The following is a 24,130-nucleotide window of genomic DNA, read 5'->3' on the forward strand; positions in this document are numbered from 1 at the left end:
CGGCGGGAACCCCCGCCCGCCGCCCGCCGCACGCGACTCCCCGGAGTTCGGCGGGAAGCCCCGCCGGGGCGTCAGGCCGGGACCGCGTCGCGCGCGAGCAGCTCGGTGATGCGGCCGGCGCAGGTCCCGCACCCGGTCGCCGCGCGGGTGGCGGCCTTGACGCACGCGAGCGTCGGCTGGCCGGCCGCGGCCGCGTCCCGGATGGCGCCGGCCGTCACGCCGTTGCACCAGCAGACGGTGGCGTCCGCGGCGAACGGGTCACCGGCGATCGGCGCCCCGAGGTCGGGGGCGTCCAGTCGCAGCAGCGAGGAGCGGTCGGCCGGCAGCTCGGATCCCCGCTCGAACAGCAGGGTGAGCTCGGCGCCGGTGCGCGGCATCCCGACCGCCACGAACCCGGTGAGCACGCCGTCGACCGTCACGATCTTGACGTAGGACCCGCGGGCGGGGTCGGCCCAGACCGTGGCCTGGGGGACGTGGCATCCAGGTGCATGGATCGCGGCGAACGGGTCGACGTCGACGTCACCGCCGGCCACCACGTCGATCCCCTCGGCCTTGAGCATGACGACACCGGGCCGTTCGGCGGCCGCCGGCACCGCGGCCCCCGTGGACAGCAGGGCCGCAAGACGATCGGCCTGCCGCCAGCCGGGGCCGACGAGTCCGCTGGGCCCGCCCGTCACACGTTCTGCGGCCTCGACGTCGGAGGGCTCGGCGACGTGGGCGCAGTCGCCGATCGCGAAGATCGCCGGGTCCGTCCAGGTGCGCGACGCTCCGTCGACGAGGATGCCCGTCGAGGTGGCCACGCCCGCCGCCGCGGCGAGCTCCGTCCGCGCCCCGACGCCGCACGACAGCACGAGCAGGTCGCCCGTCAGCACCTTGCCGTCCGCGCAGACGAGTCCGCCGAACCAGGCGCGTCCATGATCGTCGTACCGCAGGTCGATGCTCTCCGCGCGGGCGTGGGGCGCCATCTCGACGCCGGCAGCGCTCGCCGCGGCGGCGAGCACGCGCCCGCCGTTCTCGTCGAGCGTCCGGTTCATCGGCGCGGCCGAGTGGTAGGCGACGACGACCTCGGCCCCGGCCTCGGCCGCGGCGAGGGCGAGCTCCATCCCGAGCACCCCCGCCCCCAGCACGACGATCCGCTGCCCGGACGTCACGGCCGCCCGCACCCGCTCGGCGTCGGCGAGGTCCCGCAGCGCGACCACGCCGTGCGGCAGGGGCGCGCCGCCGAGGTCGAGCTCGTCCGGTGTCGTCGGCCGGGCCGTCCGGTCGCGCCGTGCGCGTTCCATCCCGGCGAGCGTCGGCACGTTGGCGCGGGCACCTGTCGCGAGCACCAGCCGGTCGTAGGGCAGATGGATGCCGTCGTGCAGACGCACCGCCCGGCGATGACGATCGACGCCGACGACCACGGTGCCGAGCGCGAAGCGCACCCCGGCCGCTTCGGCGACACGGCGGTCGTCCATGTCGAGGCCGGCGCGGTCCATGCGGCCGACGGCATACTCGGCCAGCAGGACGCGGTTGTACACGTCGTGGGTCTCGGCCCCGACGACGGTGAGGTCGATGCGTCCGTCGCGGACCGCGGGGAGGAGCCCGTCGACGAGCCGCGCTCCGACGGGGCCGTAGCCCACCAGCACCACACGCTCAGACATGGACGTCCTCCTTCGGGGAACCAGCGGCAGCCCCGGCCGCCGGCTCGGCGAGCGACACGCGGACGCGCGTGCGCTTGAACTCCGGCATCGCCGAGGTCGGGTCGACGGCGTCCTCCGTGAGGCGGTTGGCGCAGCCGTCGCCCGCGTAATGGAACGGCAGGAAGACCGTGTCGGGCCGGATGTCCTCGGTCACGGTCGCGCGCGCCCGCACCGTCCCGCGCTCGTTGGCGACCGTCACGAACACCCCGTCCCGGATGCCGAGACCTCCCGCCGTCGCCGGATGGATCTCCAGTCGCGCCTCGGGCCGGGCGTCGTGCAGCTCCGCGATGCGGCGGGTCTGCGCCCCCGACTGGTACTGCTGCAGGTAGCGGCCCGTAACCAGCGTCAGGTCTCCGCCGGCGTCCACGGGTGTGGGAGGAGTGGCATCCACCGGCACGAGACGCGCGCGCCCGTCCGCGTGGGCGAACCGCTCGGCGAACGGCCGCGGGGTGCTCTCGGTCGCGAACGGCCAGTACGCCTCGACGCCCGTGTCGAGCAGCGCGTGGGAGAGCCCCGAGTAGTCGGCGATGCCGCCGGCGGAGGCGCGGGCGAGCTCGTCGAAGACCGTCGCGGGATCGGTGGACCACGTGGATGCCGCCCCCAGACGACGCGCGAGCTCGGACAGCACCCACAGCTCGCTGCGCGCCCCCTCGGGCGGGGTCAGCGCCCGACGGCGGCGGAGCACACGGCCCTCGAGGGACGTCATCGTCCCCTCCTCCTCGGCCCACTGCAGCACCGGCAGGACGATGTCCGCCAGCGCGGCGGTCTCGGACAGGACGAAGTCGCAGACGACGAGCATGTCGAGGGCGCCGAGCCGCGCGCGCACGGCCTCGACGTCCGGGGCGGAGACCACGACGTTGGATCCGGCGACCAGCAGCGTCCGGATCGGCCCGCCCAGCTCCGCGAGGAGGGCGGTCGCGGGGATGCCGGCATCCGGGAGTCCGTCCGGGTCGACGCCCCACACGCCCGCGACTTGCCGCCGGGCCTCGGGGTCGCGGATGGAACGGTAGCCGGGGAGCTGGTCGGCCTTCTGCCCGTGCTCGCGCCCGCCCTGCCCGTTGCCCTGCCCGGTGAGGGTGCCGTATCCGGAACCGGTGCGGCCGACGAGACCCAGGACGAGGGCGAGGTTGATGGCGGCGGTCGCGGTGGCGGTGCCGTCGACGTGCTGCTCGACGCCGCGGCCCGTGAGGATGTAGGACCGTCCCGCGGCGAGACGCCGGACCGTCGCGCGCAGGAGCGACACCGGGACGCCGGTCGTGGCGGACGTGCGCTCCGGCCACCACTGCGCGACGCTGCGGCGCACCGCGTCGGCGCCGGTGGTCCGCTCGTCGAGGTACGCCCGGTCGGCCAGGCCCTCCGCGAAAGCGAGATGGGTGAGACCGAGCAGCAGGGGGAGGTCGGTGCCCGGGGCGGGTTGCAGGTGGGTACCGGCGCCGTCCTCGGTCAGTCGCGCGGTCGCCGAGCGGCGCGGGTCGACGACGATGAGCCCGCCCTGGGCCCGCGCGCCGGCGAGGTGGGCGAGGAACGGGGGCATGGTCGCGGCGACGTTCGAGCCGAGCAGGAGGATCGTCTCGGCGTCGTCGAGATCGACGACGGGGAACGGCAGGCCCCGGTCCATTCCGAAGGCGCGATTGGATGCCGCTGCCGCCGACGACATGCAGAACCGGCCGTTGTAGTCGATGCGCGAGGTCCCCAGCGCCACCCGCGCGAACTTCCCGAGCTGGTAGGCCTTCTCGTTGGTGAGCCCGCCGCCGCCGAAGATCGCGTTGGCGTCGGCGCCGTGGGTGTCCTTGGTGTCGCGGAACGCCGCGGCGACGGCATCCAGCGCCTCGTCCCAGGTGATCTCGGTGAAGGAGCCGTCCGGGGCCTTGCGCAGCGGCATCCGGAGTCTCTGGGGGGATGCCAGGAGCTCCGCCGACGTCCAGCCCTTGGCGCACAGACCGCCCCGGTTGGTGGGGAAGTCGCGCCCGGCGACCGTCGTGTCATGGGTGTGTGTGACGGTCATCGCGCACTGCAGCGCGCAGTAGGGGCAGTGGGTGTCGGCGGAGCTCATGGTCAGATGCGGGTGCCGGACTTCTTGGACAGCGTCAGGTACACGCTCGCGGTGATCGCGAGGAAGGCCACGTAGGCGAGGGCGAACCAGCCGAGGGCGGGGGTGTACGAGCCGAAGGTCGTCTTCGAGAAGCCGAGCAGCTGCGGGATGAAGAAGCCGCCGTAGGCCCCGATCGCCGAGATCAGACCCAGGGCCGCGGCGGCCTTGCGCTGCGCACCGATGCCGCCGTTGGCGCGGAGGGTGAAGATCGTCGGGATCATCCGGTAGGTCGAGCCGTTGCCGATGCCCGCTGCGGCGAACAGCACCAGGAAGCACGCCAGGAAGACGGCGAAGTTCTGCATCGGCAGGGTCAGGATGACGCTCAGGATGCCGAGACCCATCACCGTGAAGGCGCCCATCGTGATGACGGTGCCGCCGAAGCGGTCGGCGAGCTTGCCGCCGTACGGGCGGGCGAGGGAGCCGACGAGCGCGCCCATGAACGCGAGAGTGACGGTGGCCGAGCCGATCGCGATGCCCGTGAAGTCGGGGAACGTGTCGGCGAGCAGCTTCGGGAAGACGCCCGCGAAGCCGATGAACGACCCGAACGTGCCGATGTAGAGGACGGCCATGACCCACAGGTGCGGCTCCTTGAGGGCGGCGAGGGATGCCGTGATGTCCGACTTCGCGTTGGAGAGGTTGTCCATGCGGAAGTACGCGCCCACCATCGCGACGATGATCAGCGGCACCCAGATGAGACCCGCGAGCGGCAGGTTGAGGGTGGCGGCGGCGCCGACCGTGATGACGATGGGGACGACGAACTGCGCGACCGAGGCGCCGAGGTTGCCGCCGGCGGCGTTGAGTCCGAGGGCGTAGCCCTTCTGCGCGGCCGGGTAGAAGTAGGTGATGTTCGCCATGGAGCTGGCGAAGTTGCCGCCGCCGAAGCCGGCGAGAGCGGCGATGACGAGGAGCACGCCGAACGGGGTGGCCGGGTTGGAGACCGCGACCGCCAGGCCGATGCTCGGGATCAGCAGCAGCGCCGCCGAGACGATCGTCCAGTTGCGGCCGCCGAAGCGCGGGACCATGAACGTGTAGGGGATGCGCAGCGTCGCGCCGACGAGGCTCGGCATGGAGATGAGCCAGAAGATCTCGCCCGTCGAGAGCGTGAAGCCCGCGGCCGGCAGCGAGACGACGACGACGGACCACAGCTGCCAGACGACGAAGCCGAGGAACTCGGCGAAGATCGACCACCGCAGGTTGCGGGAGGCGATGGCCTTGCCCTCACGGGCCCACTGCGCGGCGTTCTCGGGGTTCCAATTGTCGATCCAGCGGCCGGGGCGGTGTTTCAGCTCTGCGCTCGCGGCTTCGGTGCTCGCGGCTTCAGTGGGCGCTGCTGCGGTGGTCGCGGTCGCTGCTGGGGTGCTCGCGGCTTCGGCTCGGGTTGCGGGGTGCGCCGGGGCGGCGTCGGGGCGCGGGTCGGTGACGGTCACGGGGTCCTCCGTAGGGCGATGTGGGGAGGTGCAGCGCCCCGCATGGGCTGGGCGTGCCGCCAGCGTAGGGAGGAGGGATTACCCGGGACCGCGTCGTCGGGGGCGGGGAGGTAACGGTTGTCTCACCCGCGGTGGGGGCGGGGGAGAGGGGGAGTTTACGTGGCCGTTACACGGGGTGGCGGCTGAACCCTACGCGGCTCGACCGGCATCCGTGGCGGTCGACCGACGACTGACCCTCCGCCCGCATGTCGAGCGAATCACAGGCGCGTCGCGCCTGGAGGGTATGCGAACGAACGAACCGAGGTGGGCGGCCACTTTCCCGCGCTGCAGATGCCGGGGGAGTTCGTGCGCGACCTGCGGGAGGGATTGGCGGCGGTGCTTGCTCGTGGCCTGCCTCAATGGCGGGCTGGCGCATGAGGTTGCTCGCCAACGCGTTTCGTCAGGCGACGTGCGCTCTGCGGGCGGTCGGCTACGGTCGAGTAGTGAACCAGGTAGTCCGGATCGTGGCGCGAGTGGTGAGCACGGCCGCTCTGACGGCCCTGTCCGTGCTGCACGCGGTGTGGGCGTCCGGCTCGCCGTGGCCAGCGAAGAGTAAGAAGCAGCTGGGGGAGGCTGTCGTCGGCTCCGATGGGCCGATGCCGGGCGTGACGCCGACGCTGGTCGTCGCTGGCGGAACCGCCGCAGCGGCGCTTCTCGCGTCAGGCGCACTGGGGAAGGGCCCCGCGCAACGGCTCGCGCTTCGCGGAATGGGGACCGTCATGGTGCTGCGCGCAGTGTCAGGCGGTGGCCCTGCCCTCGCCGCTATGGGGCTGCCTCCGGCCGGAAGGACGTTCCGGCAACTCGACGCCCGCGTCTATCGACCGTTCGCCGCGCTCCTGGGCGTCTCGCTGTGGCTCGCTCAACGCGTCGAAAGGCCGGAGCGCGGCTGACGGTCTGACTCCAGGCGGAATACGACCTCACGCGGCGGTGACAAGCCGCGTTACTTTCATGGGCTCTCCGACGAGCCGGCGGGCCCGCACGTGATCGGGAGGAGAGGACGGCGACGTCCGCTCCTCCCGGATCCGAATCAGAGTCCGACGGCGGTCAAGGCGAAATTGGCCTGATCTGCGGTGAACTGTTCGCCGTAAGCGCTCGTCAACTGCTCGAAGAGGCCATCGCGGGAGAAGCCCATGAAGTCGAGGTACGACTCGGCCGACTGCACAGCTTCCTGGTTCCAGTCGACCTTGCCCGCTGATTCGAGATAGGCGATGGCGAACTCGGCGTCTTCCGCCGCATATCCCTCGCCATATTCGCTGGTCAGCTGCTGCGTAAGACCAGCGCGAGAGAAGCCACCGAAATCGAGGTACGACTCCGCTGATCGCACGGCGCTCGACTGCGCGGTCGTCATCGAGGGCTCCGCCGGCTCGGCGGGTGCGGGCTGGGCGGGTGCCGGAGCCGGCGCGGCGGCGTCGGCTTTCTTCTCGACATTGACGACGATCGTGTCGCCGGACTTCGCCGTCGAGCCCGCCGCGGGTGTCGTGCTCAGGACGGTCCAATTGTCACGGTCGATGACGATGCCCTCCGCCGCGGAGAACTCGGTCTCGAGGCCCGCGTTCTCGAGCAGAGCCTGCGCCTCCTTGGCCGTGAGCCCCGTGGTCTCGGGGACGGACACTTCAACGACCGCCTCGGTCTCCTCCGCGACCGCCTCCGTCTCCTCGACGACGGGCTCCACCACCTCGACCTGCTTGTCGGACGCTTCCGTCACGTCGCTCCGACCGCTTCCCATGGCGCTGCCCACGCCGCTGATCACGATCAGGCCCGCCAGGATGCCGACCGGAATGATGACCGCCTTGCGCTTGAACCACGGCGCCTTCGTCGTACGTGTCTCCGCGTCGACGGGGGCGACCGGGGCGGAGGGTGTCACCGAAATCGGACGGGAATGAGCCGTCCAGCCGGTGCCGTCGTAATAGCGCTCGGTGCCGGGAGCGTTCACGTCGGGGTACCAACCAGCGGCGTAAGTCGGAGTGTTCTCTGTCATCGGGTTTCCTTCGGTATGAATGAAAGCGCGAACGACCACGCGCTCCATCTCGCCGCCACCTGAAGGGCGAACTTTAGAGCGCGCGCGTTTCTACCGGGAAATGAGGTGGTGGATACCGCCCCCAGCGGCTCCACGTAACGCGCCCCCCGCGTTCGCTCTCGAAAGTATGCCGGAATGGGAACGACTTCGCTATAACGCGAATCGGGAGTTTGCGGCGACGGGGAGATTCGCGACCGAGGTACGTGCCGGTCGACGTTCGCGGCTCTTTCCGGACCTTGGACGAGCCGTCAGCGCTCTGTCGGTTTTGGTTCTGGGCAAGAGGGTCGGACGGCGAGCCGCGACCACCGCAACCCTCATCCGCCCACCCGCCCGAGCCGCCTACGGTGGCGCGCGTGACGCCCACGCCCCCTCCCCGTTCCCACCGCGTGAACGGCCTCCCTTTCCAGTCCTTCTCGACCCGGCGGCCGGGCGCGACCGCTTACGTGCTCGTCCACGGCATCGGGATGTCGCACCGCTATCTGCGGCGCCTGCACGGCGAGTTGGCGACGGATGCCGAGGTGCATTCGGTGGACCTGCCAGGCTTCGCCGGCGTCCCCAAGCCCGGGCGCTCGCCGGGCATCCGCGAGACGGCCGACGCCCTGGGTGGTGTGCTCGACGACCTCGGCGTCCGCGACGCGGTCCTCGTGGGGCAGTCGATGGGGTCGCAGTGGGTGGTGGAACTCGCCGTCCGCCGCCCGGATCTGGCCCGCGCGGTCGTGGCGCTCGGTCCGGTCGCCGACAGCCGGCGCCGCGGGGTCATCACCCAGGCGCTGCTCCTCGCGCGGGACTCCGCGCTCGAGCCGCCCCGGCTGCTCGGCATCGTCGTCAGTGACTACGTCCGCTGCGGCCTGGTCTGGTACGCCCGGCAGGCGAGGCACATGCTGCGGTACCCGATCGAGGACAGGGTGGCGCATGTGACCGCGCCCGTCCTCCTCATGCGGGGCGGCGACGACCCCATCGCCTCTCAGGACTGGCTGACGCTTCTGCGGGCCCGCGCCCGTGACGCCGACATCGCGACCATCCCGGGCCACCGGCACCTCGCGCACTTCACCGCGCCGCTCGAGACGGCCGACCGCATCCGGGCGTTCGTCGCGGCGCACCCGCCTCGATGAACCGACGCGGTGCGGTCAGGGAACGCGGATGCCGATGGACCTCAGCTCCAGATTGGCGAGCTGCCTCATGACCTCGGGGTCCCTCCGACGCCAGGCGCCGAGCGGGTCGGGGTCGATCCGGGCGATCGCTCCGACCTTCTGGTTCGTGAGGGCGCGGAGCGCGAGCAGGTCGACGTCGAGGCCGACGCGGATCATCTGCCGCGTGCGCGTGGCGCGGGTGGCGAACCGGATGCGGGGGAGGAGCCACACGAGCAGCAGGATGAGGATCGGAACGGCCGCGACGCCGATCCCGAGGGCGGTCGCCGCCCGCAGGATGAGGTCCTGCTCGGTCTGACCGGCGGACCGCAGCGTCTCGCCGGCGCTGCTCGCCGCGTCGAACGGGTCGCGGATGCTCTCGCCGATGAGAGGGATGCCGCCCAGCCGACCCCCGACGTCGGTCATCGACGACTGCAGCCCCGCGCCGGCATCCTGCATCTGCCGGCCGAACCGGGCGAGCTCGTTCACCACGGAGAACACCAGGATCCCCATCGCGATGCTCACGGCGATCAGCGCGACCGCGACGACGTCCGCCACGATCTGCCGCATCCGCCGCGGCGCGAAGTCCGAATACAGTTTCACGCCGTCAGCCTCCCACGCGGCGCGGCGGCGCCGGCCCGCGGTTCGGGGCGCGATTCGTGCACCGGGGCGACCTACGTCCGCCCCACTGCACATCTCACGCCCCAAACCGCCCCGTGGAGCCGAACCACGCCCCGAGCCGGCCCACGCGCTAGCGTGCTCGCATGGCTCGCGTCCTCGTCACCGGGATGTCGGGCACCGGCAAGTCGACGGTGCTCGATGTTCTGGCGTCGCGCGGGTACCGCACCGTGGACACCGACCTGGACGGGTGGACCGACGGGGAGGGCGGACCGTGGGATGCCACCCGGATGGGCGATCTGCTGAGGACCGAGCGGACCGTGGTGGTGTCGGGAGCGGCCGAGAACCAGGGCGACTTCCTGGACCGCTTCGACCACGTGGTGCTCCTGTCCGTCCCGGTCGAGGTGGCCATCGAGCGCGTCCGGACGCGGTCGAACAACTCCTACGGGCGGACGATCGAGCAGCAGGACCGGATCCGTCGGCACTTCGCAGAGGTCGAACCGCTGCTGCGTCGAAGTGCCACGGTCGAACTCGACGGTCGGCTCCCGCTCGCGCGCCTGGCCGATGAGGTCGCGAGTCTCGCGGACGGCCATCCGACCGACGCCCGCTCGGCCGTGCCCCCGCGGAGTGACAGGGCGGAGGCATGATGGCTCGGGCGAGCGGACCGGATCACGTCTCGCGGGCGATCTTGGTCTTGATGGGCACCGTCGTGCTCGGAGCGGGCGCCATCATCCTGATGCAGCTGCAGGGGTTCAGAAGTCTGGGGTGCTCCTCTTACTGCGACCACAGGATGTACGCGGTCGCCGGCTACGGGCTCATTGTCACCGTCATCCTCGCGGTCGGCCTCGGGGCCGCGGGAGTGATCGTCGCGAAGGACAAAGGCCGGTCGGCCCTAATCGGGCCGGTGATCGGTGCGGTCGTCGTGGTGGTGGCATCCGTCGTCCTTCTGCATGTCGGCGGTGCCGCCCTCACCCGGACGTGACGGATCGGGGCGCGATTCGTGCACCGGGGCGACCTACGTCCGCCCCACTGCACATCTCACGCCCCGACCCACGGCGAGCGCCCCGAATCGCGGCGCACGCCCCGACCCTCCCGACCCGCGGCGGGCGTCAGGGCCGCTGGCCGCCGCCGCCCATCCCCATGCCGCCCGCCGCGGCGACGCCGGCGGTCACCGACGTCGCGGAGCCGTCGACGCTCACCGTGTAGGTCTGGCCGTCGGTCACCGCCGACGACGAGAACACCACCGACCCGAACGACTTCTCGGCCGTGTACGAGGCGATGACGGAGCCGGTGGCATCCTGGATCTCCACCGTCGACCCGGCGGAGCCCGACGCCGTCGCGGCGATCCAGCCCTGCTCCGACGAGGCGTCCGGCGACTCCGCCATGCCCGTGCTGCCGATCGCGACGAGCGTGCCGCCGGTGACGGTGAGCCCGCCGTTGGAGTCGAGCGCCCCGTTCCCCTGACCGGTGGGTCCGTAGACGGTGACGTCCCCGCCGGTCATGGTGATGCTGCCGTTGGAGTCGAGGCCGTCGCCCTCCGCGTCGATCACGAGGGTGCCGTCCGAGATGGTGACGGTCTCGCCGGTGTCCTGCATCCCGCCGCCCCCGCCGCCGCCGGACGTGGTGGTGCCCGACGCGTTCACGCCGTCGTCGGACGAGGTGACGCGGGTCGTGCCGCCGGCGATGCGGATGTCGGCCGACTCGATGCCCTCGTTCGACCGGCTGACGGTGATGTCGCCCCCGGTGATCGCGAGGGCGGTCTCGGAATGGATGCCGTCGCCCTCGGCCGCGATCGCCACGGTGCCGCCCGTGACGACGGCGTCGGTCTGCGCGTCGATGCCGTCGTCGGTCGCGGTCCCATCGATCGTGCCGCCGGACACCCACACGTAGCCCTGGGTGGCGTCGTCCGTCTGGTCGCTCTTCAGCGCATCCCCGCCGGCGGTGAGGGTGAGCGTGCCGCCGGACACCACGAGGGAGTCCTTGCCGCGGAGGGCGTCGTCGGCGGCATCCACGGTGATCGTCCCGCCGAGGATGGCCAGGTCGTCGGTGGCGGAGATGCCGTCGTTGCCGGTGTCGGTCACCGTGAGCGCGCCGGAGCCCGAGACGGTGAGGTCGCTGTCGGCGTAGATCGCCGCGCTCGCGTCGGCGTCGGCCGAGCTCGCCGCGGTGACGGCGTTCGTCGAGCCGTCGGCGAGCGAGAGGGCGACGTCGTCGGCGGTCACCACGTGGATCGCCGAGCCTGAGGTGCTCGTGATCGTCGCGCCGTCGAGCACGAGGACCACCTGCGCGTCGTCGGGGGCGTCCACGACGACCTGACCGTCGAGGGTCCCGGTGAGGCGGTAGACGCCGGCCGCCGTGATCGTGACGGTCGAGCCGTCGACGGTGACGCCGTCCGCGTCGCTGGACGCGGTGGAGCCGGAGAGGGTGATGGTCGCGGCATCCGCGGTGCTCCACTCGTCGTCGTTCACGACGGTGCCGTCGGCGTTCGCCGCGAGCAGCTCCGCGGCGGCGGCGGGGATGGCCGCGTCGACGTCCATGGTGGTCTGCACGCTCGACTCGCTGCTGAGCGGCGACGTGGCCGACGGCGTCGCGGCGGGCTGCGCGGTGACGGCGCATCCGGCGAGCACGAGGCCCGCCAGGGCGAGGGGGAGGGTCAGGGGGATCAGGCGGCGGCGCATGGCGTGTCCTTTCGAGCGGGGCGGGAGGGGGAGAGGGATGCCGGGGAGGCGAACGGTCCGGAGAGGACCCGGGTCCAGCGGTTCCGGGGCAGGTCGGGGCGCAGCGCCGCCATCCCGGTGGCGTACTTGCTGACGCGCTGCGGGCGGTGCCCGGCGCGCCACAGGGCGCGGTCGAGGGCTCCCGCCTGGCCGGGGGACTTCGTCTCGACGATGGCGAAGCGGGGAAGGGTGAAGCCGGCGCCGTCCGCGTCGACCCATTCCAGGTCGAGGTCGACGGTGGCGCGGGACGGTATCACCCCGGGCAGCAGCAGCGTCGCCCGCCGGTACCGGGTCTGCAGCCGCGCGTCGAGGTCGTCGGCGCGAGCCGGGGCGACCCCGATCGCCCCGAACGCCTCGGCGACGTCGTCGCGGGCCGCGGAGGTGAGCCGTTCGGCGGCGCCGATGTCGTACTCGTCGCGCTCCTTACGGGTGAGGCCGCGCGCTCCGCGCGTCTTCATCTCGAGGTAGGCGGCGCCCGTGTCGAGGTACGTGCGCGTCCGGAGCTTGAACCGGCGGCGGCGGCCGTGAGCGGCGAGGCGGAAGCTCAGCAGGTCGGGGGTGTCGAAGTAGACCGACCGGTAGGCCAGCTCCCGCTCGCCCGCGATCTCCAGCGCGGACGGGGCGTCGGCGGAACGGTGGAGGGCGTGGAGGAGGGAGGCGGCGGCATCCATCGGCACCACGTACTTGCGGTCCACCCGGGTGAGGAGCGCCGCATCGGCGGTCAGGGCGTCGAGCCCGATCGACGGGAGGGCGGCGAGAGCGTCGGTCGCACGGTCGCGGGGGCTCATCGGGCGCCGCCGATCAGGTCGGCGAAGGCGATGCCGGTGCCGTCCTCGTCGGAGCGGCGGGTGGCGGGGGTGTCCGCCCGGGCATCGTCGGCGGGTCGGGCGGTGGGGGCCGCGGCGGTCCGCACGCGGTACCGCACGTCGACGAGCGTGGTGTCGTCGACGAGATCGAGCTGCTGGACCGTGAGTCCGGTCACCTCGCCGCCGAGCAGACGCTCGAGCTCCGTGCGGAGCGCGGTCTCGTCCGGGATGGCGCGGTCGAGGTGCACGACCTGGTGCCGGGACCGCGAGAGCACCCGCGGGTGGTCGGCGACGACGAGGACCGCGACGATCAGTCCGACGAGCAGCAGGGGAGTGACCAGGTCGGTGTGGGGCAGGCCGCAGATGAGACCGATCGCGAGAGCGGCGAAGTAGTAGGCGACCTCCCGCTGGGTGATCTCGCTCGACCGCAGCCGGATGATCGACAGCACGCCGAACAGGCCGAGTCCGAGGCCCAGCGCGACCTCCGCGGTGCCGAGCACGGTGGCCACGGCGAGGACGCCGACGTTCACCCCCAGGAAGGCGACGACGAGGTCGCGGCGGCGATGCCGCTGGAAGTAGACGGCGCTGAGCAGGACGGCGGCGACGAGGTCGGCCGCGGCCAGGAGGAGGGCGGTGGTGGTCATGGGGTGCTCCTTGCGGTGAGGGGATGGGACGTGGTGGGGGTCGGGGCGGAGGCGTCCGCGGGGTCCGCTGTGGACGACGGGCCCGTGACGCCGGCTGTGGAGGAGGCGTGCGGGGCGGGGGCAGGGGCCGAGGCGTGCGGGTCGGGGGCGGGGGCCGAGGCGAGCGGGGCGGCAGCGGGCGGGCCGGGCCGCGAGATCGGGCGGGGCGGCGGGCCGGCGGCATCCATCCGCGGGAAGACCAGCGATCGCTGGACGCCGTAGCTGAGGACGGACAGCACCCCCTCGGTCACGACCTTCGCGGGCAGCAGGGCCAGCCCGTGCTCGGTGAGGAAGGACATCCAGGCGATGTTGGATGCCAACAGGGCCAGGGCCAGCACCCCGTACCGCACCGCCTGCCCGACGAGCGGGCCGCCCTGGGCGCGGAAGACCACGCGCCGGTTGACGAGGAAGTTCGCGCTCGCCGACAGCAGACGCGCCGCGACGATGGACGGGACCAGCCAGCCCGTCAGCGCCTGCAGGAGGAGCAGCGCCACGGTGTCCACGACGAACGCCGCGAGCGACGACGACGCGAACAGCAGCACCGGCAGCAGCACCCGCAAGGAGTCGCGCACCGGACGGAAATGGCTCGACGCGTTGCGGTCGAGGTAGACCGTGTCGATGGGCACCTCGTGGGCGGCGATCCCGTCGGGGCTCAGGCGCAGCAGCATCCGCTGCTCGTACTCGAAGCCGTCGCCCGGGACGCCGAGCGCCCAGGCGAGACGGTCGGACGGGATGCCGCGGAGTCCGGTCTGCGTGTCGGTGACCTGCCGTCCGGTGGCGAGCCGGAACAGTCCCCGTGCGGCCGCGTTGCCGACGCGGCTGCGCAGGGGCACGTCGCCCCGGAACCCGCGGACGCCGAGCACCAGCGCGCTCCGTCCGTCCGCCGCGTCGGTGCGCAACGCCTCCGCCACGCGGCACACGTCGGTCGGCGTGTGCTGTCCGTCGGCGTCGGCCGTGACGACGTCGGCATCCGGTCGCTCGGCGGCGATGCGGGCGAACCCGGTCTTGAGCGCCGCGCCCTTGCCCCGGTTGGCGGGGTGGACGAGGACCCGGGCGCCCTCGTCGCGGGCGGCGGCGAAGACGGGCGCGAAGGCGGGGCCGCTGCCGTCGTCGACGACGAGCACCTCCAGGTCGGGATCCGCGCGGCGCAGCTCGCCGATGAGGATCGGCAGGCGCGGGCCCGGCTCGAACGCGGGGATGAGGACGAACACCGCTCAGCCCGCCACATAGAGGATGTCGCTGGTGCCGCGCTCGCCGCCGTTCGACGGCGAGTTGACCACCTCGCCGTTGAAGTACATCGTCGACGAGCCGCCGCCGTCGAGGTTGTAGGCGGTCGTGGCGCCGAGCGAGAGCATGATGTCGGCCAGCTCGGGCAGCGTGACGCCCTCGCTGTACCCCTCCTGCCGGCCGTCGACGACGACGAACACGAGATGGTTCTCGTCGATCACGCCGACCGCGGTGCGCGGCTGGTCGCCCTGGATCGAGTGGTTGCCGACGTTGGTGTCCACCTCGACGCTGTCGATGCCGTCGACGACCTGCCCGTCCTCGACGATGGCCGGGCCGAAGCTGAGGGTGTTCCAGACTCCGGATGCCAGGAGGTCATCGGCCGTCGTCTGCGTCTCGTCGTACACCTCGACGTGGCCGTCGGTGTAGAAGGCCAGGCCCTCGCGGGCGCCCTCGTCGCGATAGACGACGCCGTTGCGGATCTCGATGCCGGTCGACCGGAAGCCGTAGTAGTCGCCGTTGATGGCGAAGATCGCGTCATTGGCCGCGGCGATCTCGCTCGTCGTCTGCGTGATGTTCTCGCCGAACTGGTTGTTGGCGAAGGCCGAGCGCAGATCTGTCGCGTCGCCGAGCACGACGTCGGCGACGTAGTAGGTGAGGGTGTCGGTCGTCACCGTCGAAAGGGACACCGAGGTGGAGCCGTCGCTCCAGCTCGTGTCGGTGAGCGAGGTCGTCGTCGTGGTGGACGCCTCGGACGGAGCGGCGACGGTGGAGTTCTCCGCCTCGTAGGCCGCGACATCGGCGACCTCGACGTGCGGGACGAGGAAGCGATCGGCCGCCCACCAGGCGGACCCGCCGACCGTGAGGACGACCGCGAGGCCGCCGGCGAGGAAGGCGCGGCGGGTGGTGCGGCGCCGGGTCGTGGGGGTGCGGCGCGGGGCGGCCGGGGTGGGGGCACCGGGCGCAGTCGTCGCGGCGTCGGTGCGGCGGCGCGGGGCGACGGGGGCGGTCACGGCGTCGGGCGCAGTCCCGGTGTCGGGGGTGCGGCGCGGGGCGTCGGACTCGGGGGCGGGGTCTGGCGTTCGCATGCCCCTAGGAAAGGTGGCGCGCCCTCACCGGAGCCTCACCGGACCCTGCCCGCTGCTGAGAGGACCTATGCGAGTCCTATGTGAGGCGGATTCGCGCGTGGGCGTCGTTCGGGGCGCCATCCGTGCATCGGGGCGGGATATGTCGCGCCCCGACGCACATCCCGCGCCCCAAATCCCACGGCGCGCACCGGACCTGAGAGGCTGATGAGATGCGAGGACAGATCTGGGGATTGATCACGGCCGCGGTCGGACTGGCCATCATCGTGCTGCTCGCCATCGACGGCATCCAGTACGGCATCTGGGTCGACGAGATCGGGCCGTCCCTCGACATCGCGGACCAGGCCGCACAACCGACACTCATCATGTCGGCGGTGATCGGCGTGCTCGCCATCGGGCTCGTCATCGGCGGTCTCGCTGTGGGGCTGTCGATTCCTCGCGGCCAAGGACCTGATCGGCCCGCTCGCACCGAGTGACGTGGGACGGCGACGTCGGCACGATCGAGCCTGTCGCCGGCGCGCGGGATCGGGGCGCCATTCGTGCACTGGGGCGGGATATCTCGCGCCCCAGCGCACATCCCGCGCCCCACACCCCGCGCCCCGGAACCCGCCGCGCGGCGGATCACGCCACGGTACGGATCACGCCCGTGATGATCAGCGTCACGGCGGTCGTCCACAGCGCGATCGCCGCGGCCTGCCACGCGATGACACGGACCGGCGAGACCCCGGTCGACGTCAAGGCGGCGGCGGTGAACTGCGTCGGCAGCAGCAGCGGGCCGAGCAGGCTCACACCCGGCGTCCCGTAGCGGTGGTAGGCCCGCTCGAACTTCTCGCGCCGCGCCGTCGTCGGCTTCTCGGGCGCCCCGCGGCGAGTCGTCACGGCGGTGCGCACCCGGGATGCCACGAGCACCACCACCGCCACGCACAGCAGATTCCCGAGGGCCCCGGCGGCGGCGGCGAGGACGGGATGGATGCCACCGATGATCCCGATCGCGGCCGCCCCCTCGCCCTCGATGAACGGCACCGCCCCGGCCAGGGCCACGACGAGCGGCTGGACGAGATCGGGCACGCCGGCGACGAGGTCCTGGAAGCCGAGGACGAGGTCGGAAACGGGGTTGGACATGGATGCCTCCGGGGGTCTGGATCGCGGGGTGTTCCGCGGTGATCCCATCTCATCGGCGGGCGGCTCGCTGCGGCAGTGTCGCGGTGTCACCCGCTCACGGGAGGATGCGACGGCCCACCCGTGACGAATGTCATGCCCGTACTGTGGCGGGTGTGAGCCCCCGTCCCGCCGCCTCGCCGATCGCCGCGTCTTCGACCGTCCCGCGGAACGACGAGACCGCGTCCGTTCGCATGCCCGCCGCGACGACCCACGCCCGCGACGTGCGCGTGACCTGGTGGTACACGGCCGGCTCCCTCGTCGTCTTCCAGCTCACCACCCTGTTCATGTGGCTGCTCGCGCTCCTGTACCGCGAGCCGCCCCTCCCGTACCCCGCGGCTCTCACGCTTTTCGTCGCGGGTGCGGCCGTGTCCGTCGCCGCCGGCGTCCTCCTGCTCGTGCGTTACCGGGTCGAGCCGGTCGACGACGCGGAGGACCACCGTGCGGGCGTCCCGTGGGTGCTCCTCGGAGCCTCCGCCGCAGCCGCGCTCGCCCTCGGGGCCGGTCTCGGCTCGCCGCTGCTGGCCGTGACCACGGCCGCGTACGCCCTCTGCCTGGTGCGCTGGCAGGGTGGCATCCGGTTCCGTCTCGTCCTCCTGCTCACCGTCGTGATCCTCGCGGTCTGGTTCGTCGAGGGCACACGCCTGAACCCCGACGCGTACGCCGGGCCGGTCACGAGCGCCGCGGTCTTCGGCGCACTGCTGGTGCCGATCACGGCGACATCGCTGTGGTGGTGGGACGTCGTCCGCGAGCTCGACCGGGCGCGTCGCGCGGAGGGGCGTCTCGCCGCGGCGCAGGAGCGCCTGCGCCTCGCGAGCGACCTGCACGACCTGCAGGGCCACCACCTGCAGGTCATCGCGCTGCAGCTGGAGCTCGCCGAGAAGATGCTCGCGCGGGACCCGGATGCCGCTGCCGATCAGGTCCGCGCGGCCCGCGGGAGCGTCGACGAGGCGCGCCGCGGGACCCGGGATCTGGCCGCGCGGTTCCGCGGGGTGCCGCTGCCCGACGAGCTCGCCAACGCCGTCGACCTGCTGCGCGCGGCGGGACTGCGGGTGCGTCTGGACGTCGCCGAGGATGCGGCGGAGGCCCCGGCGGACGTCCTCGGGCCCGTCGTCCGCGAATGCACGACCAATGTCCTCAAGCACGGAGGCGGCGCCGAGGCATCCCTGTCCCTCCTCCGACGCGACGGCGCCTGGGTCCTCTCGATCGGCAACGACGTGCGCGGGGAGACCTCGCCCGTCGGCGACGGCGCGGGCCTGGCCGGGATCGCGGCGCGCGTCGGCGCCATCGGCGGGACCATGGATGCCGCCGCCTCCGGCGACCGCTTCGTCGTCACGGTCGCCGTGCCGGCCGGGGTCGTGTCGTGAGCGGCGACCGGGTCATCCGGGTGCTCATCGCCGACGACGAGGACATGATCCGCACGGCGCTCGCCGCGCTGCTGCGGCTCGAGGACGACCTCGACGTCGTGGGGGAGTGCCGCGACGGCGAGACCGCGATCTCCGAGGCCGCGCGGCTGCGGCCGGACGTGTGCCTGCTCGACCTGGAGATGCCCGGACTCGACGGCGTGGACACCGCCGCCCGCATCCTTCGCACGGTGCCGTCGCGCTGCGTCATCGTCACGCGCCACGCCCGGCCGGGAGTGCTGCGCCGAGCCCTGGGAGCGGGCGTCGACGGGTTCCTGCCGAAGTCCCGCCCCGCCGACGACGTCGCCGCGGTGATCCGCGAGGTCGCCGCCGGTCGGCGCTACGTCGACCCCGAGATCGCCGCCGACGCCCTGAGCGACGAGCGGAGTCCGCTCACGGACAGGGAGCTCGACGTGCTGCGCGCCGGCGCGCGCGGCGAGACGGTCGCCGAGATCGCCGCAGCGCTGCATCTGTCGGCCGGGACGGTGCGCAACCACGTGTCGTCGGTGCTCGGCAAGCTCGGCCTCGCGAGCCGGCAGCAGGCGACGATCCACGCGCGCGAGCGCGGGTGGATCTGACGCGCTCCCGTCGCTCCCGCCGGGGCGGTGCGCCCGCGGCATCCGCCACCTGCGTCGCGATGACCTGGCGCAGATGCACGCGCTGACCGCCGCGCGGCGTACATATGCGGCAAGTCAGCGTCGGACGGGTCGGGCCGGGCGTGGCGGGCCCCGGTGGCATCCCGGCCCCCTCCCTAGCGATGAGGTGGCGCAGGTGCACGCGCTGACCGCGTCGCGGCGTACATGTGGGGCAAGTCAACGTCGGAGGGGTCCGGCAGGGCGTGGCGGGCCCCGGTGGCATCCCGGCCCCCTCCCTAGCGATGAGTTGGCGCAGATGCACGCGCTGACGGCGTCGCGGCGTACATATGCGGCAAGTCAGCGTAGGAGGGGTCGGGCAGGGCGGGCGCGCGGGCAGGGCGGGGGTGGGGCACTGCGGCATCCATGGTCCGGGGAGGGCTTCGCGATCCGTGCCGGGGGCTGCGCGACGCGGTCCATCCACGCATTCTGGGGTGGCTCGCCGTTATCTTCGCTCGCACCGGGTGTCGGACGAGCGAAGGGGCTGACGGTGATCGACGTGGGACGGTCGGCCGCGGGGCCGACGTGGAAGACCAGCGAGGACGACTTCGTCCTGGGGGCGTGCGCGCGGCGCATCGTGGGCTTCGCGGCGCTCGCGCCGGACGGCCGGTGGAGCGCGTTCGACGACGAGTCCCAGCCGCTCGGCGACCTCGCGATCCTGGACGAGGCGAAGGCGCGCATCTGGGGGGCGCATCGCACGACGCACGACAGGACGTGCGCGTCGCCCTGGGGGCACGGCTGGGCGGGTCTCGCGGAGACGGTCCGGCGCTGGCGCGAGGGCGGAGCGGTGCCGCCGCGGCAGGACGGCCCCGGACCGCAGGACTGAGGACGGGATGCCGCCGAGCCCGGGCCGGCGAAGCGAATGCCTCCCATCGGAGGGAGCGGGGCGGGGCCATTCAGCCCTGTCCGGTAGGGTGGACGATTGGTGCAGATCTCTTGATATCGAGAGATTTCGCCTCCTCCCACCACCGATCGCCCAGCGAAGGATTGTCCGTGGATCTCTACGAGTACCAGGCACGTGATCTGTTCGAAAAGTACGAGGTGCCGGTGCTCGCCGGCATCATCGCCGACACCCCTGAGGAGGCGAAGGCGGCCGCGGAGAAGCTCGGCGGTGTCGTCGTCGTCAAGGCTCAGGTCAAGACCGGAGGCCGCGGCAAGGCCGGCGGTGTGAAGGTCGCCAAGACCCCCGACGAAGCGTTCGAGGCGGCGCAGGCCATCCTCGGCCTCGACATCAAGGGCCACGTCGTCAAGCGCGTCATGGTCGCCGCCGGTGCCCGCATCGCCAAGGAGTTCTACTTCTCGGTGCTGCTCGACCGCGCCAATCGCTCCTACCTGTCGCTGTCCAGCGTCGAGGGCGGCATGGAGATCGAGGAGCTCGCCGTCGAGCGTCCCGAGGCGCTCGCGCGCATCGAGGTCGACCCGCTCGAGGGCATCAGCCACGAGAAGGCCCTGGAGATCGCCAAGGCCGCGAAGTTCGACGACGAGCTGGCCCCCAAGGTGGCCGACGTCTTCGTCAAGCTCTTCAACGTCTACAAGGGCGAGGACGCCACGCTCGTCGAGGTGAACCCCCTCATCCAGAGCGAGGACGGCGACATCATCGCCCTCGACGGCAAGGTCTCGCTCGACGAGAACGCCGGCTTCCGCCACCCCGAGCACGAGGCGCTCGAGGACAAGGACGCGGCCGACCCGCTCGAGGCCAAGGCCAAGCAGCACGACCTGAACTACGTCAAGCTCGACGGCCAGGTCGGCATCATCGGCAACGGCGCGGGCCTGGTCATGTCGACCCTCGACGTCGTCGCCTACGCCGGCGAGAAGCACGGCGGCGTCAAGCCCGCCAACTTCCTCGACATCGGCGGCGGCGCCTCGGCGACCGTCATGGCCGCCGGTCTCGACGTCATCCTCGGCGACGAGCAGGTCAAGAGCGTCTTCGTCAACGTCTTCGGCGGCATCACCTCGTGCGTCGCCGTGGCCGAGGGCATCGTCAAGGCCCTCGAGATCCTCGGCGACACCGCCACCAAGCCCCTCGTCGTGCGTCTCGACGGCAACCAGGTCGAGGAGGGCCGCGAGATCCTCGCCGGCGCCAACCACCCGCTGGTGACCCTCGCCGCCGGTATGGACGAGGGCGCCGACAAGGCCGCCGAGCTGGCCAACGCGTAAGGGATAGGGATACACAGACATGTCCATCTACCTCAACAAGGACTCCAAGGTCATCGTCCAGGGCATCACCGGCGGTGAGGGCACCAAGCACACCGCCCTCATGCTGAAGGCCGGCACCCAGGTCGTCGGCGGCGTGAACGCCCGCAAGGCCGGCACCACCGTGGCGCACAAGGACGCGTCGGGCAACGACGTCGAGCTCCCCGTCTTCGCCTCGGTCGAGGAGGCCATCCGCGAGACCGGCGCCGACGTGTCGATCGCGTTCGTGCCCCCGGCCTTCACGAAGGACGCCATGGTCGAGGCCATCGACGCCGAGATCCCGCTGCTCGTCGTGATCACCGAGGGCGTGCCCGTCGGCGACACCGCCGAGGCGTGGGCGTACGCGAAGTCGAAGGGCGAGAAGACGCGCATCATCGGCCCGAACTGCCCCGGCATCATCACGCCCGGCGAGGCGCTCGTGGGCATCACCCCCGCGAACATCACCGGCAAGGGACCCATCGGCCTCGTGTCGAAGTCGGGCACCCTGACCTACCAGATGATGTTCGAGCTGCGCGACCTCGGCTTCTCGACCGCCATCGGCATCGGCGGCGACCCGGTCATCGGCACCACGCACATCGACGCGCTCGCCGCGTTCGAGGCCGACCCCGACACCAAGGCGATCGTCATGATCGGCGAGATCGGCGGCGACGCCGAGGAGCGTGCGGCCGACTTCATCAAGGCGAACGTCACCAAGCCGGTCGTCGGCTACGTCGCGGGCTTCACCGCCCCTGAGGGCAAGACCATGGGTCACGCCGGCGCGATCGTCTCCGGCTCGGCCGGTACCGCTCAGGCCAAGAAGGAGGCCCTCGAGGCCGCCGGCGTGAAGGTCGGCAAGACGCCGTCCGAGACCGCCGCCCTGATGCGCGAGATCATCGAGAGCCTGTAAGCAGCACTCTCCTGGGGCCCGGATGCCATGGCATCCGGGCCCTTCGTCGTCCCGGCCGCACCGCTCGGCGCACGCCGGGGCGGTCGGCGCGGCCGGGGGCGGACCTGCGGGGGCGCGAGATCACGTCGCGCCGAGAGCACACGTTGCCGCGGTCGCGAGCGTGTGCTTTCGACGGGATCGTGAGTGTCGGCGCGGAGGGCCGCCGGTGGGGGCGGGACGAAGACGGGGCCGGGATGCCATGGCATCCCGGCCCCGGAAGAGCACCGGGCTCAGGACAGGAGCGCCTCGACCGGGCCGCGGACGAAGAACACCACGAATCCGGCGGCGACGATCCACAGCAGCGGGCTGACCCGCCGGGCGCGACCGGACAGCGCCTGGATCAGCACCCAGCTGACGAAGCCGGCGCCGATGCCGTTGGCGATCGAGTACGTCAGCGGCATGACCGTGACCGTGAGGAACACCGGGATGAGCACGGACACGTCGCTGAGGTCGACGTGGCGGATCTGCGCCATCATCAGCGCACCGACGATGACCAGGGCGGCGGCGGCGATTTCGGTCGGAACGATGCTCGTCAGCGGGGTGAAGAACATCGCCAGCAGGAACAGGGCGCCCGTGACGACGTTCGCCAGTCCGGTGCGGGCGCCCTCCCCGATGCCCGAGCCCGACTCGATGAACACCGTGTTGGACGACGACGAGGTCGCCCCGCCGGCGACCGCGCCGATGCCCTCGATCACCAGCGCCGAGCGCAGGCGCGGGAACGTGCCGTCGGGGGCGGCGAGCCCGGCCTCGCGAGAGAGGCCCGTCATGGTGCCCATCGCGTCGAAGAAGTTCGTGAACACCAGGGTGAAGACGAGCATGAGCGCTGCGAGCACGCCGATGCGTCCGAACGAGCCGGCCAGGTCGACCTGGCCGACGAGCGAGAGGTCGGGGAGGCTGATCCACTGCGACGGCAGCTCGGGGACGCTCAGACTCCAGCCGCCGGGGTTGCCGTCGGCGCGGGCGTCGAGGTTCGCGACCGCCTCGACGATCACGGCGATGATGGTGCCGCTCAGCAGGCCGATGAGCAGGGCGGCCTTGACCCTGCGGGCGAGCAGAACCGCGGTGATGACGAGCGTCAGGACGAACAACGCCGTCGGCACCGTCGCGATCGAGCCCTGGACGCCGAGGCCGACCGGGGGAGAGGCGAGGCCGGTCGAGGTCACCAGTCCGCTGTCGACGAAGCCGATGAAGGCGATGAACAGGCCGATGCCGACGGTGATCGCGGTCTTCAGCGCCAGCGGCACCGCCTCGAAGATCATGCGGCGCAGACCCGTGACGGCCAGCAGCACGATGATGAGCCCGTTGATGACGACGAGACCCATGGCCTCGGGCCACGTGACGCCTCCGACGATGCCGACCGCGAGGAACGAGTTGATGCCGAGCCCGGCCGCGAAGGCGAAGGGCAGGCGGGTGACGAGGCCGAACAGCATGGTCATCACGCCGGCGGTCAGCGCGGTGGTGGCGGCGACCTGGCCGAAGCCGAGGACGTTGCCCTCGACGTCGGGGGTGCCCGACAGGATGATCGGGTTCAGGATGACGATGTAGGCCATCGTCACGAAGGTGACGACGCCGCCGCGCACCTCGGCACCGACGCTGGAACCGCGTGCGGTGATCTCGAAGAACCGGTCGAGGGCGTTCTTCGGCTCGGCCGCGGGGGCGGCCGGGCGCTCGGGAGCAGGGGTGCTCATGATGGCTCCAGAAGGGGGGAAGGGAAAGGACGGGCCGAGTCGAGGCGCGCGGTCGTATCGTGGGGATATGCCGCTCTCAGGAGAGTATTTGCCCAGCACCAGCGAATGGGCCCGCTCGCAGGCCGAGGCCTTCGAGGCCTCGGGTGGCCAGGAGGCCGCCGAACTGCGAGGCAAGCCCATCATCGTCCTCACCACCGTCGGAGCCAAAACCGGCGGCCTGCGCAAGACGGCGCTCATGCGCGTCGAGCACGACGGTCGCTATGCCGTGGTGGCATCCAAGGGAGGAGCCCCCGAACACCCGGCCTGGTACTTCAACCTCGTGAAGAACCCGCGCGTCGCGCTGCAGGACGGCGACGACAAGCGCGAGTACGACGCCCACCAGGCCGAGGGCGCCGAGCGCGAGGAGTGGTGGGAGCGCGCCGTCGCGGCGTGGCCCGACTACGCCGAGTACCAGCGCAAGACCGACCGTCGCATCGAGCTGTTCGTCCTCGAGCCCGTCTCCTGACGCGCCGAAGTGGCCCCGGGGCGCCGCGTGTGGCCCCGGGGCCACTTTCGTGAACCCGCGCAGGCGACGTGGTCCTGGTGCCGCGCGCGCCGTGGCGGTGCGGCGTGCA

Annotated in this window: 23 protein-coding genes; 11 read left to right on the forward strand and 12 right to left on the reverse strand. The window is 72.2% G+C overall.

What is annotated here, in order from left to right; all coding sequences use genetic code 11:
• Positions 1-71 precede the first annotated feature (71 nt).
• Genes ACO03V_RS13745 through ACO03V_RS13755 form a run of 3 tightly spaced genes read right to left on the reverse strand, consistent with a single transcriptional unit; the run spans position 72 to position 5,201 of the window.
• On the reverse strand, positions 72-1,643 hold the full coding sequence (locus tag ACO03V_RS13745; protein ID WP_423137961.1) for an FAD-dependent oxidoreductase: 1,572 nt from the start codon (positions 1,641-1,643) through the stop codon (positions 72-74).
• Positions 1,636-3,735, reverse strand: coding sequence for a molybdopterin oxidoreductase family protein (locus tag ACO03V_RS13750; RefSeq protein WP_423137962.1), 2,100 nt, complete (start codon positions 3,733-3,735; stop codon positions 1,636-1,638). Before ACO03V_RS13750 ends, ACO03V_RS13745 begins: the two co-directional genes overlap by 8 nt.
• Positions 3,736-3,737: 2 nt before the next feature.
• On the reverse strand, positions 3,738-5,201 hold the full coding sequence (locus tag ACO03V_RS13755; RefSeq protein WP_423137963.1) for an MFS transporter: 1,464 nt from the start codon (positions 5,199-5,201) through the stop codon (positions 3,738-3,740).
• A gap of 482 nt (positions 5,202-5,683) precedes the next feature.
• Between ACO03V_RS13755 and ACO03V_RS13760 the strand changes: the two genes are divergently transcribed.
• Complete coding sequence (locus tag ACO03V_RS13760) at positions 5,684-6,130, forward strand: DUF3995 domain-containing protein (RefSeq protein ID WP_423137964.1); 447 nt, start codon at positions 5,684-5,686, stop codon at positions 6,128-6,130.
• Between the two features lie 137 nt (positions 6,131-6,267).
• Here the strand turns inward: ACO03V_RS13760 and ACO03V_RS13765 are convergent, their stop codons facing one another.
• Entirely contained in the window at positions 6,268-7,266 is a 999-nt protein-coding gene (locus ACO03V_RS13765) for an Ltp family lipoprotein (protein ID WP_423137965.1), read from the reverse strand.
• Between the two features lie 344 nt (positions 7,267-7,610).
• On the opposite strand from ACO03V_RS13765, the gene ACO03V_RS13770 reads away from it, so the two are divergent.
• On the forward strand, positions 7,611-8,369 hold the full coding sequence (locus ACO03V_RS13770) for an alpha/beta fold hydrolase (protein ID WP_423137966.1): 759 nt from the start codon (positions 7,611-7,613) through the stop codon (positions 8,367-8,369).
• Between the two features lie 15 nt (positions 8,370-8,384).
• On the opposite strand, the gene ACO03V_RS13775 is transcribed toward ACO03V_RS13770, so the two are convergent.
• Complete coding sequence (locus ACO03V_RS13775) at positions 8,385-8,987, reverse strand: hypothetical protein (protein WP_423137967.1); 603 nt, start codon at positions 8,985-8,987, stop codon at positions 8,385-8,387.
• A 161-nt stretch (positions 8,988-9,148) separates the two neighbouring features.
• On the opposite strand from ACO03V_RS13775, the gene ACO03V_RS13780 reads away from it, so the two are divergent.
• Entirely contained in the window at positions 9,149-9,649 is a 501-nt protein-coding gene (locus ACO03V_RS13780; protein WP_423137968.1) for an AAA family ATPase, read from the forward strand.
• A gap of 50 nt (positions 9,650-9,699) precedes the next feature.
• A complete protein-coding gene (locus tag ACO03V_RS13785; protein WP_423137969.1) occupies positions 9,700-9,984 on the forward strand; it encodes a hypothetical protein in 285 nt (94 codons plus the stop codon).
• 127 nt (positions 9,985-10,111) lie between these two features.
• On the opposite strand, the gene ACO03V_RS13790 is transcribed toward ACO03V_RS13785, so the two are convergent.
• Genes ACO03V_RS13790 through ACO03V_RS13810 form a run of 5 tightly spaced genes read right to left on the reverse strand, consistent with a single transcriptional unit; the run spans position 10,112 to position 15,520 of the window.
• Positions 10,112-11,680 (reverse strand): carbohydrate-binding domain-containing protein, encoded by a 1,569-nt coding sequence (locus ACO03V_RS13790; RefSeq protein ID WP_423137970.1) that lies wholly within the window; start codon positions 11,678-11,680, stop codon positions 10,112-10,114.
• Entirely contained in the window at positions 11,665-12,507 is an 843-nt protein-coding gene (locus tag ACO03V_RS13795; RefSeq protein WP_423137971.1) for a polyphosphate polymerase domain-containing protein, read from the reverse strand. Before ACO03V_RS13795 ends, ACO03V_RS13790 begins: the two co-directional genes overlap by 16 nt.
• On the reverse strand, positions 12,504-13,169 hold the full coding sequence (locus tag ACO03V_RS13800; RefSeq protein WP_423137972.1) for a DUF4956 domain-containing protein: 666 nt from the start codon (positions 13,167-13,169) through the stop codon (positions 12,504-12,506). The genes ACO03V_RS13795 and ACO03V_RS13800 overlap by 4 nt, the downstream gene beginning before the upstream one ends.
• On the reverse strand, positions 13,166-14,419 hold the full coding sequence (locus tag ACO03V_RS13805; protein ID WP_423137973.1) for a glycosyltransferase: 1,254 nt from the start codon (positions 14,417-14,419) through the stop codon (positions 13,166-13,168). The genes ACO03V_RS13800 and ACO03V_RS13805 overlap by 4 nt, the downstream gene beginning before the upstream one ends.
• 3 nt (positions 14,420-14,422) lie before the next feature.
• Positions 14,423-15,520: a phosphodiester glycosidase family protein gene (locus ACO03V_RS13810; RefSeq protein WP_423137974.1), complete on the reverse strand. Its 1,098-nt coding sequence runs from the start codon at positions 15,518-15,520 to the stop codon at positions 14,423-14,425.
• A gap of 209 nt (positions 15,521-15,729) precedes the next feature.
• Here ACO03V_RS13810 and ACO03V_RS13815 point away from each other — a divergent pair, with 209 nt between their 5' ends.
• Positions 15,730-15,993: a hypothetical protein gene (locus ACO03V_RS13815; protein ID WP_423137975.1), complete on the forward strand. Its 264-nt coding sequence runs from the start codon at positions 15,730-15,732 to the stop codon at positions 15,991-15,993.
• A 145-nt stretch (positions 15,994-16,138) separates the two neighbouring features.
• Here ACO03V_RS13815 and ACO03V_RS13820 read toward each other — a convergent pair whose 3' ends face one another.
• The gene (locus ACO03V_RS13820; protein WP_423137976.1) at positions 16,139-16,639 is read right to left on the reverse strand and encodes a small multidrug efflux protein; all 501 of its coding nucleotides are present in this window, start codon (positions 16,637-16,639) and stop codon (positions 16,139-16,141) included.
• Positions 16,640-16,791: 152 nt separating this feature from the next.
• Here ACO03V_RS13820 and ACO03V_RS13825 point away from each other — a divergent pair, with 152 nt between their 5' ends.
• From ACO03V_RS13825 to sucD, 5 genes are all read left to right on the forward strand, one after another.
• Positions 16,792-18,042, forward strand: coding sequence for a sensor histidine kinase (locus tag ACO03V_RS13825; protein ID WP_423137977.1), 1,251 nt, complete (start codon positions 16,792-16,794; stop codon positions 18,040-18,042).
• Positions 18,039-18,656, forward strand: coding sequence for a response regulator transcription factor (locus tag ACO03V_RS13830; protein ID WP_423137978.1), 618 nt, complete (start codon positions 18,039-18,041; stop codon positions 18,654-18,656). The genes ACO03V_RS13825 and ACO03V_RS13830 overlap by 4 nt, the downstream gene beginning before the upstream one ends.
• A 544-nt stretch (positions 18,657-19,200) precedes the next feature.
• Positions 19,201-19,536 carry a hypothetical protein gene (locus tag ACO03V_RS13835; protein WP_423137979.1) on the forward strand — a complete coding sequence of 112 codons (336 nt, stop codon included), beginning with the start codon at positions 19,201-19,203 and terminating at the stop codon, positions 19,534-19,536.
• 167 nt (positions 19,537-19,703) lie between these two features.
• Complete coding sequence (sucC, locus tag ACO03V_RS13840; protein WP_367729232.1) at positions 19,704-20,867, forward strand: ADP-forming succinate--CoA ligase subunit beta; 1,164 nt, start codon at positions 19,704-19,706, stop codon at positions 20,865-20,867.
• A 19-nt stretch (positions 20,868-20,886) separates the two neighbouring features.
• Positions 20,887-21,789, forward strand: coding sequence for a succinate--CoA ligase subunit alpha (gene sucD, locus ACO03V_RS13845; RefSeq protein WP_367729234.1), 903 nt, complete (start codon positions 20,887-20,889; stop codon positions 21,787-21,789).
• A gap of 269 nt (positions 21,790-22,058) precedes the next feature.
• On the opposite strand, the gene ACO03V_RS13850 is transcribed toward sucD, so the two are convergent.
• On the reverse strand, positions 22,059-23,516 hold the full coding sequence (locus ACO03V_RS13850) for an NCS2 family permease (protein WP_423137980.1): 1,458 nt from the start codon (positions 23,514-23,516) through the stop codon (positions 22,059-22,061).
• A 67-nt stretch (positions 23,517-23,583) separates the two neighbouring features.
• Between ACO03V_RS13850 and ACO03V_RS13855 the strand changes: the two genes are divergently transcribed.
• Positions 23,584-24,021: a nitroreductase family deazaflavin-dependent oxidoreductase gene (locus tag ACO03V_RS13855; protein ID WP_367729238.1), complete on the forward strand. Its 438-nt coding sequence runs from the start codon at positions 23,584-23,586 to the stop codon at positions 24,019-24,021.
• Positions 24,022-24,130: the final 109 nt, after the last annotated feature.

The sequence above is a fragment of the Microbacterium sp. HMH0099 genome (assembly GCF_049384025.1).
GTDB lineage: Bacteria > Actinomycetota > Actinomycetes > Actinomycetales > Microbacteriaceae > Microbacterium.

Coding starts and splice junctions, on each gene's coding strand:
- ACO03V_RS13815 (WP_423137975.1), top strand. CDS start 15,730: ATGCGAGGACAGATCTGGGGATTGATCACGGCCGCGGTCGGACTGGCC.
- ACO03V_RS13800 (WP_423137972.1), bottom strand. CDS start 13,169: ATGACCACCACCGCCCTCCTCCTGGCCGCGGCCGACCTCGTCGCCGCC.
- ACO03V_RS13855 (WP_367729238.1), top strand. CDS start 23,584: ATGCCGCTCTCAGGAGAGTATTTGCCCAGCACCAGCGAATGGGCCCGC.
- ACO03V_RS13780 (WP_423137968.1), top strand. CDS start 9,149: ATGGCTCGCGTCCTCGTCACCGGGATGTCGGGCACCGGCAAGTCGACG.
- ACO03V_RS13795 (WP_423137971.1), bottom strand. CDS start 12,507: ATGAGCCCCCGCGACCGTGCGACCGACGCTCTCGCCGCCCTCCCGTCG.
- ACO03V_RS13750 (WP_423137962.1), bottom strand. CDS start 3,735: ATGAGCTCCGCCGACACCCACTGCCCCTACTGCGCGCTGCAGTGCGCG.
- ACO03V_RS13785 (WP_423137969.1), top strand. CDS start 9,700: ATGGGCACCGTCGTGCTCGGAGCGGGCGCCATCATCCTGATGCAGCTG.
- ACO03V_RS13850 (WP_423137980.1), bottom strand. CDS start 23,516: ATGAGCACCCCTGCTCCCGAGCGCCCGGCCGCCCCCGCGGCCGAGCCG.
- ACO03V_RS13745 (WP_423137961.1), bottom strand. CDS start 1,643: ATGTCTGAGCGTGTGGTGCTGGTGGGCTACGGCCCCGTCGGAGCGCGG.
- sucD (WP_367729234.1), top strand. CDS start 20,887: ATGTCCATCTACCTCAACAAGGACTCCAAGGTCATCGTCCAGGGCATC.
- ACO03V_RS13820 (WP_423137976.1), bottom strand. CDS start 16,639: ATGTCCAACCCCGTTTCCGACCTCGTCCTCGGCTTCCAGGACCTCGTC.
- ACO03V_RS13810 (WP_423137974.1), bottom strand. CDS start 15,520: ATGCGAACGCCAGACCCCGCCCCCGAGTCCGACGCCCCGCGCCGCACC.
- ACO03V_RS13790 (WP_423137970.1), bottom strand. CDS start 11,680: ATGCGCCGCCGCCTGATCCCCCTGACCCTCCCCCTCGCCCTGGCGGGC.
- ACO03V_RS13765 (WP_423137965.1), bottom strand. CDS start 7,266: ATGGAGCGCGTGGTCGTTCGCGCTTTCATTCATACCGAAGGAAACCCG.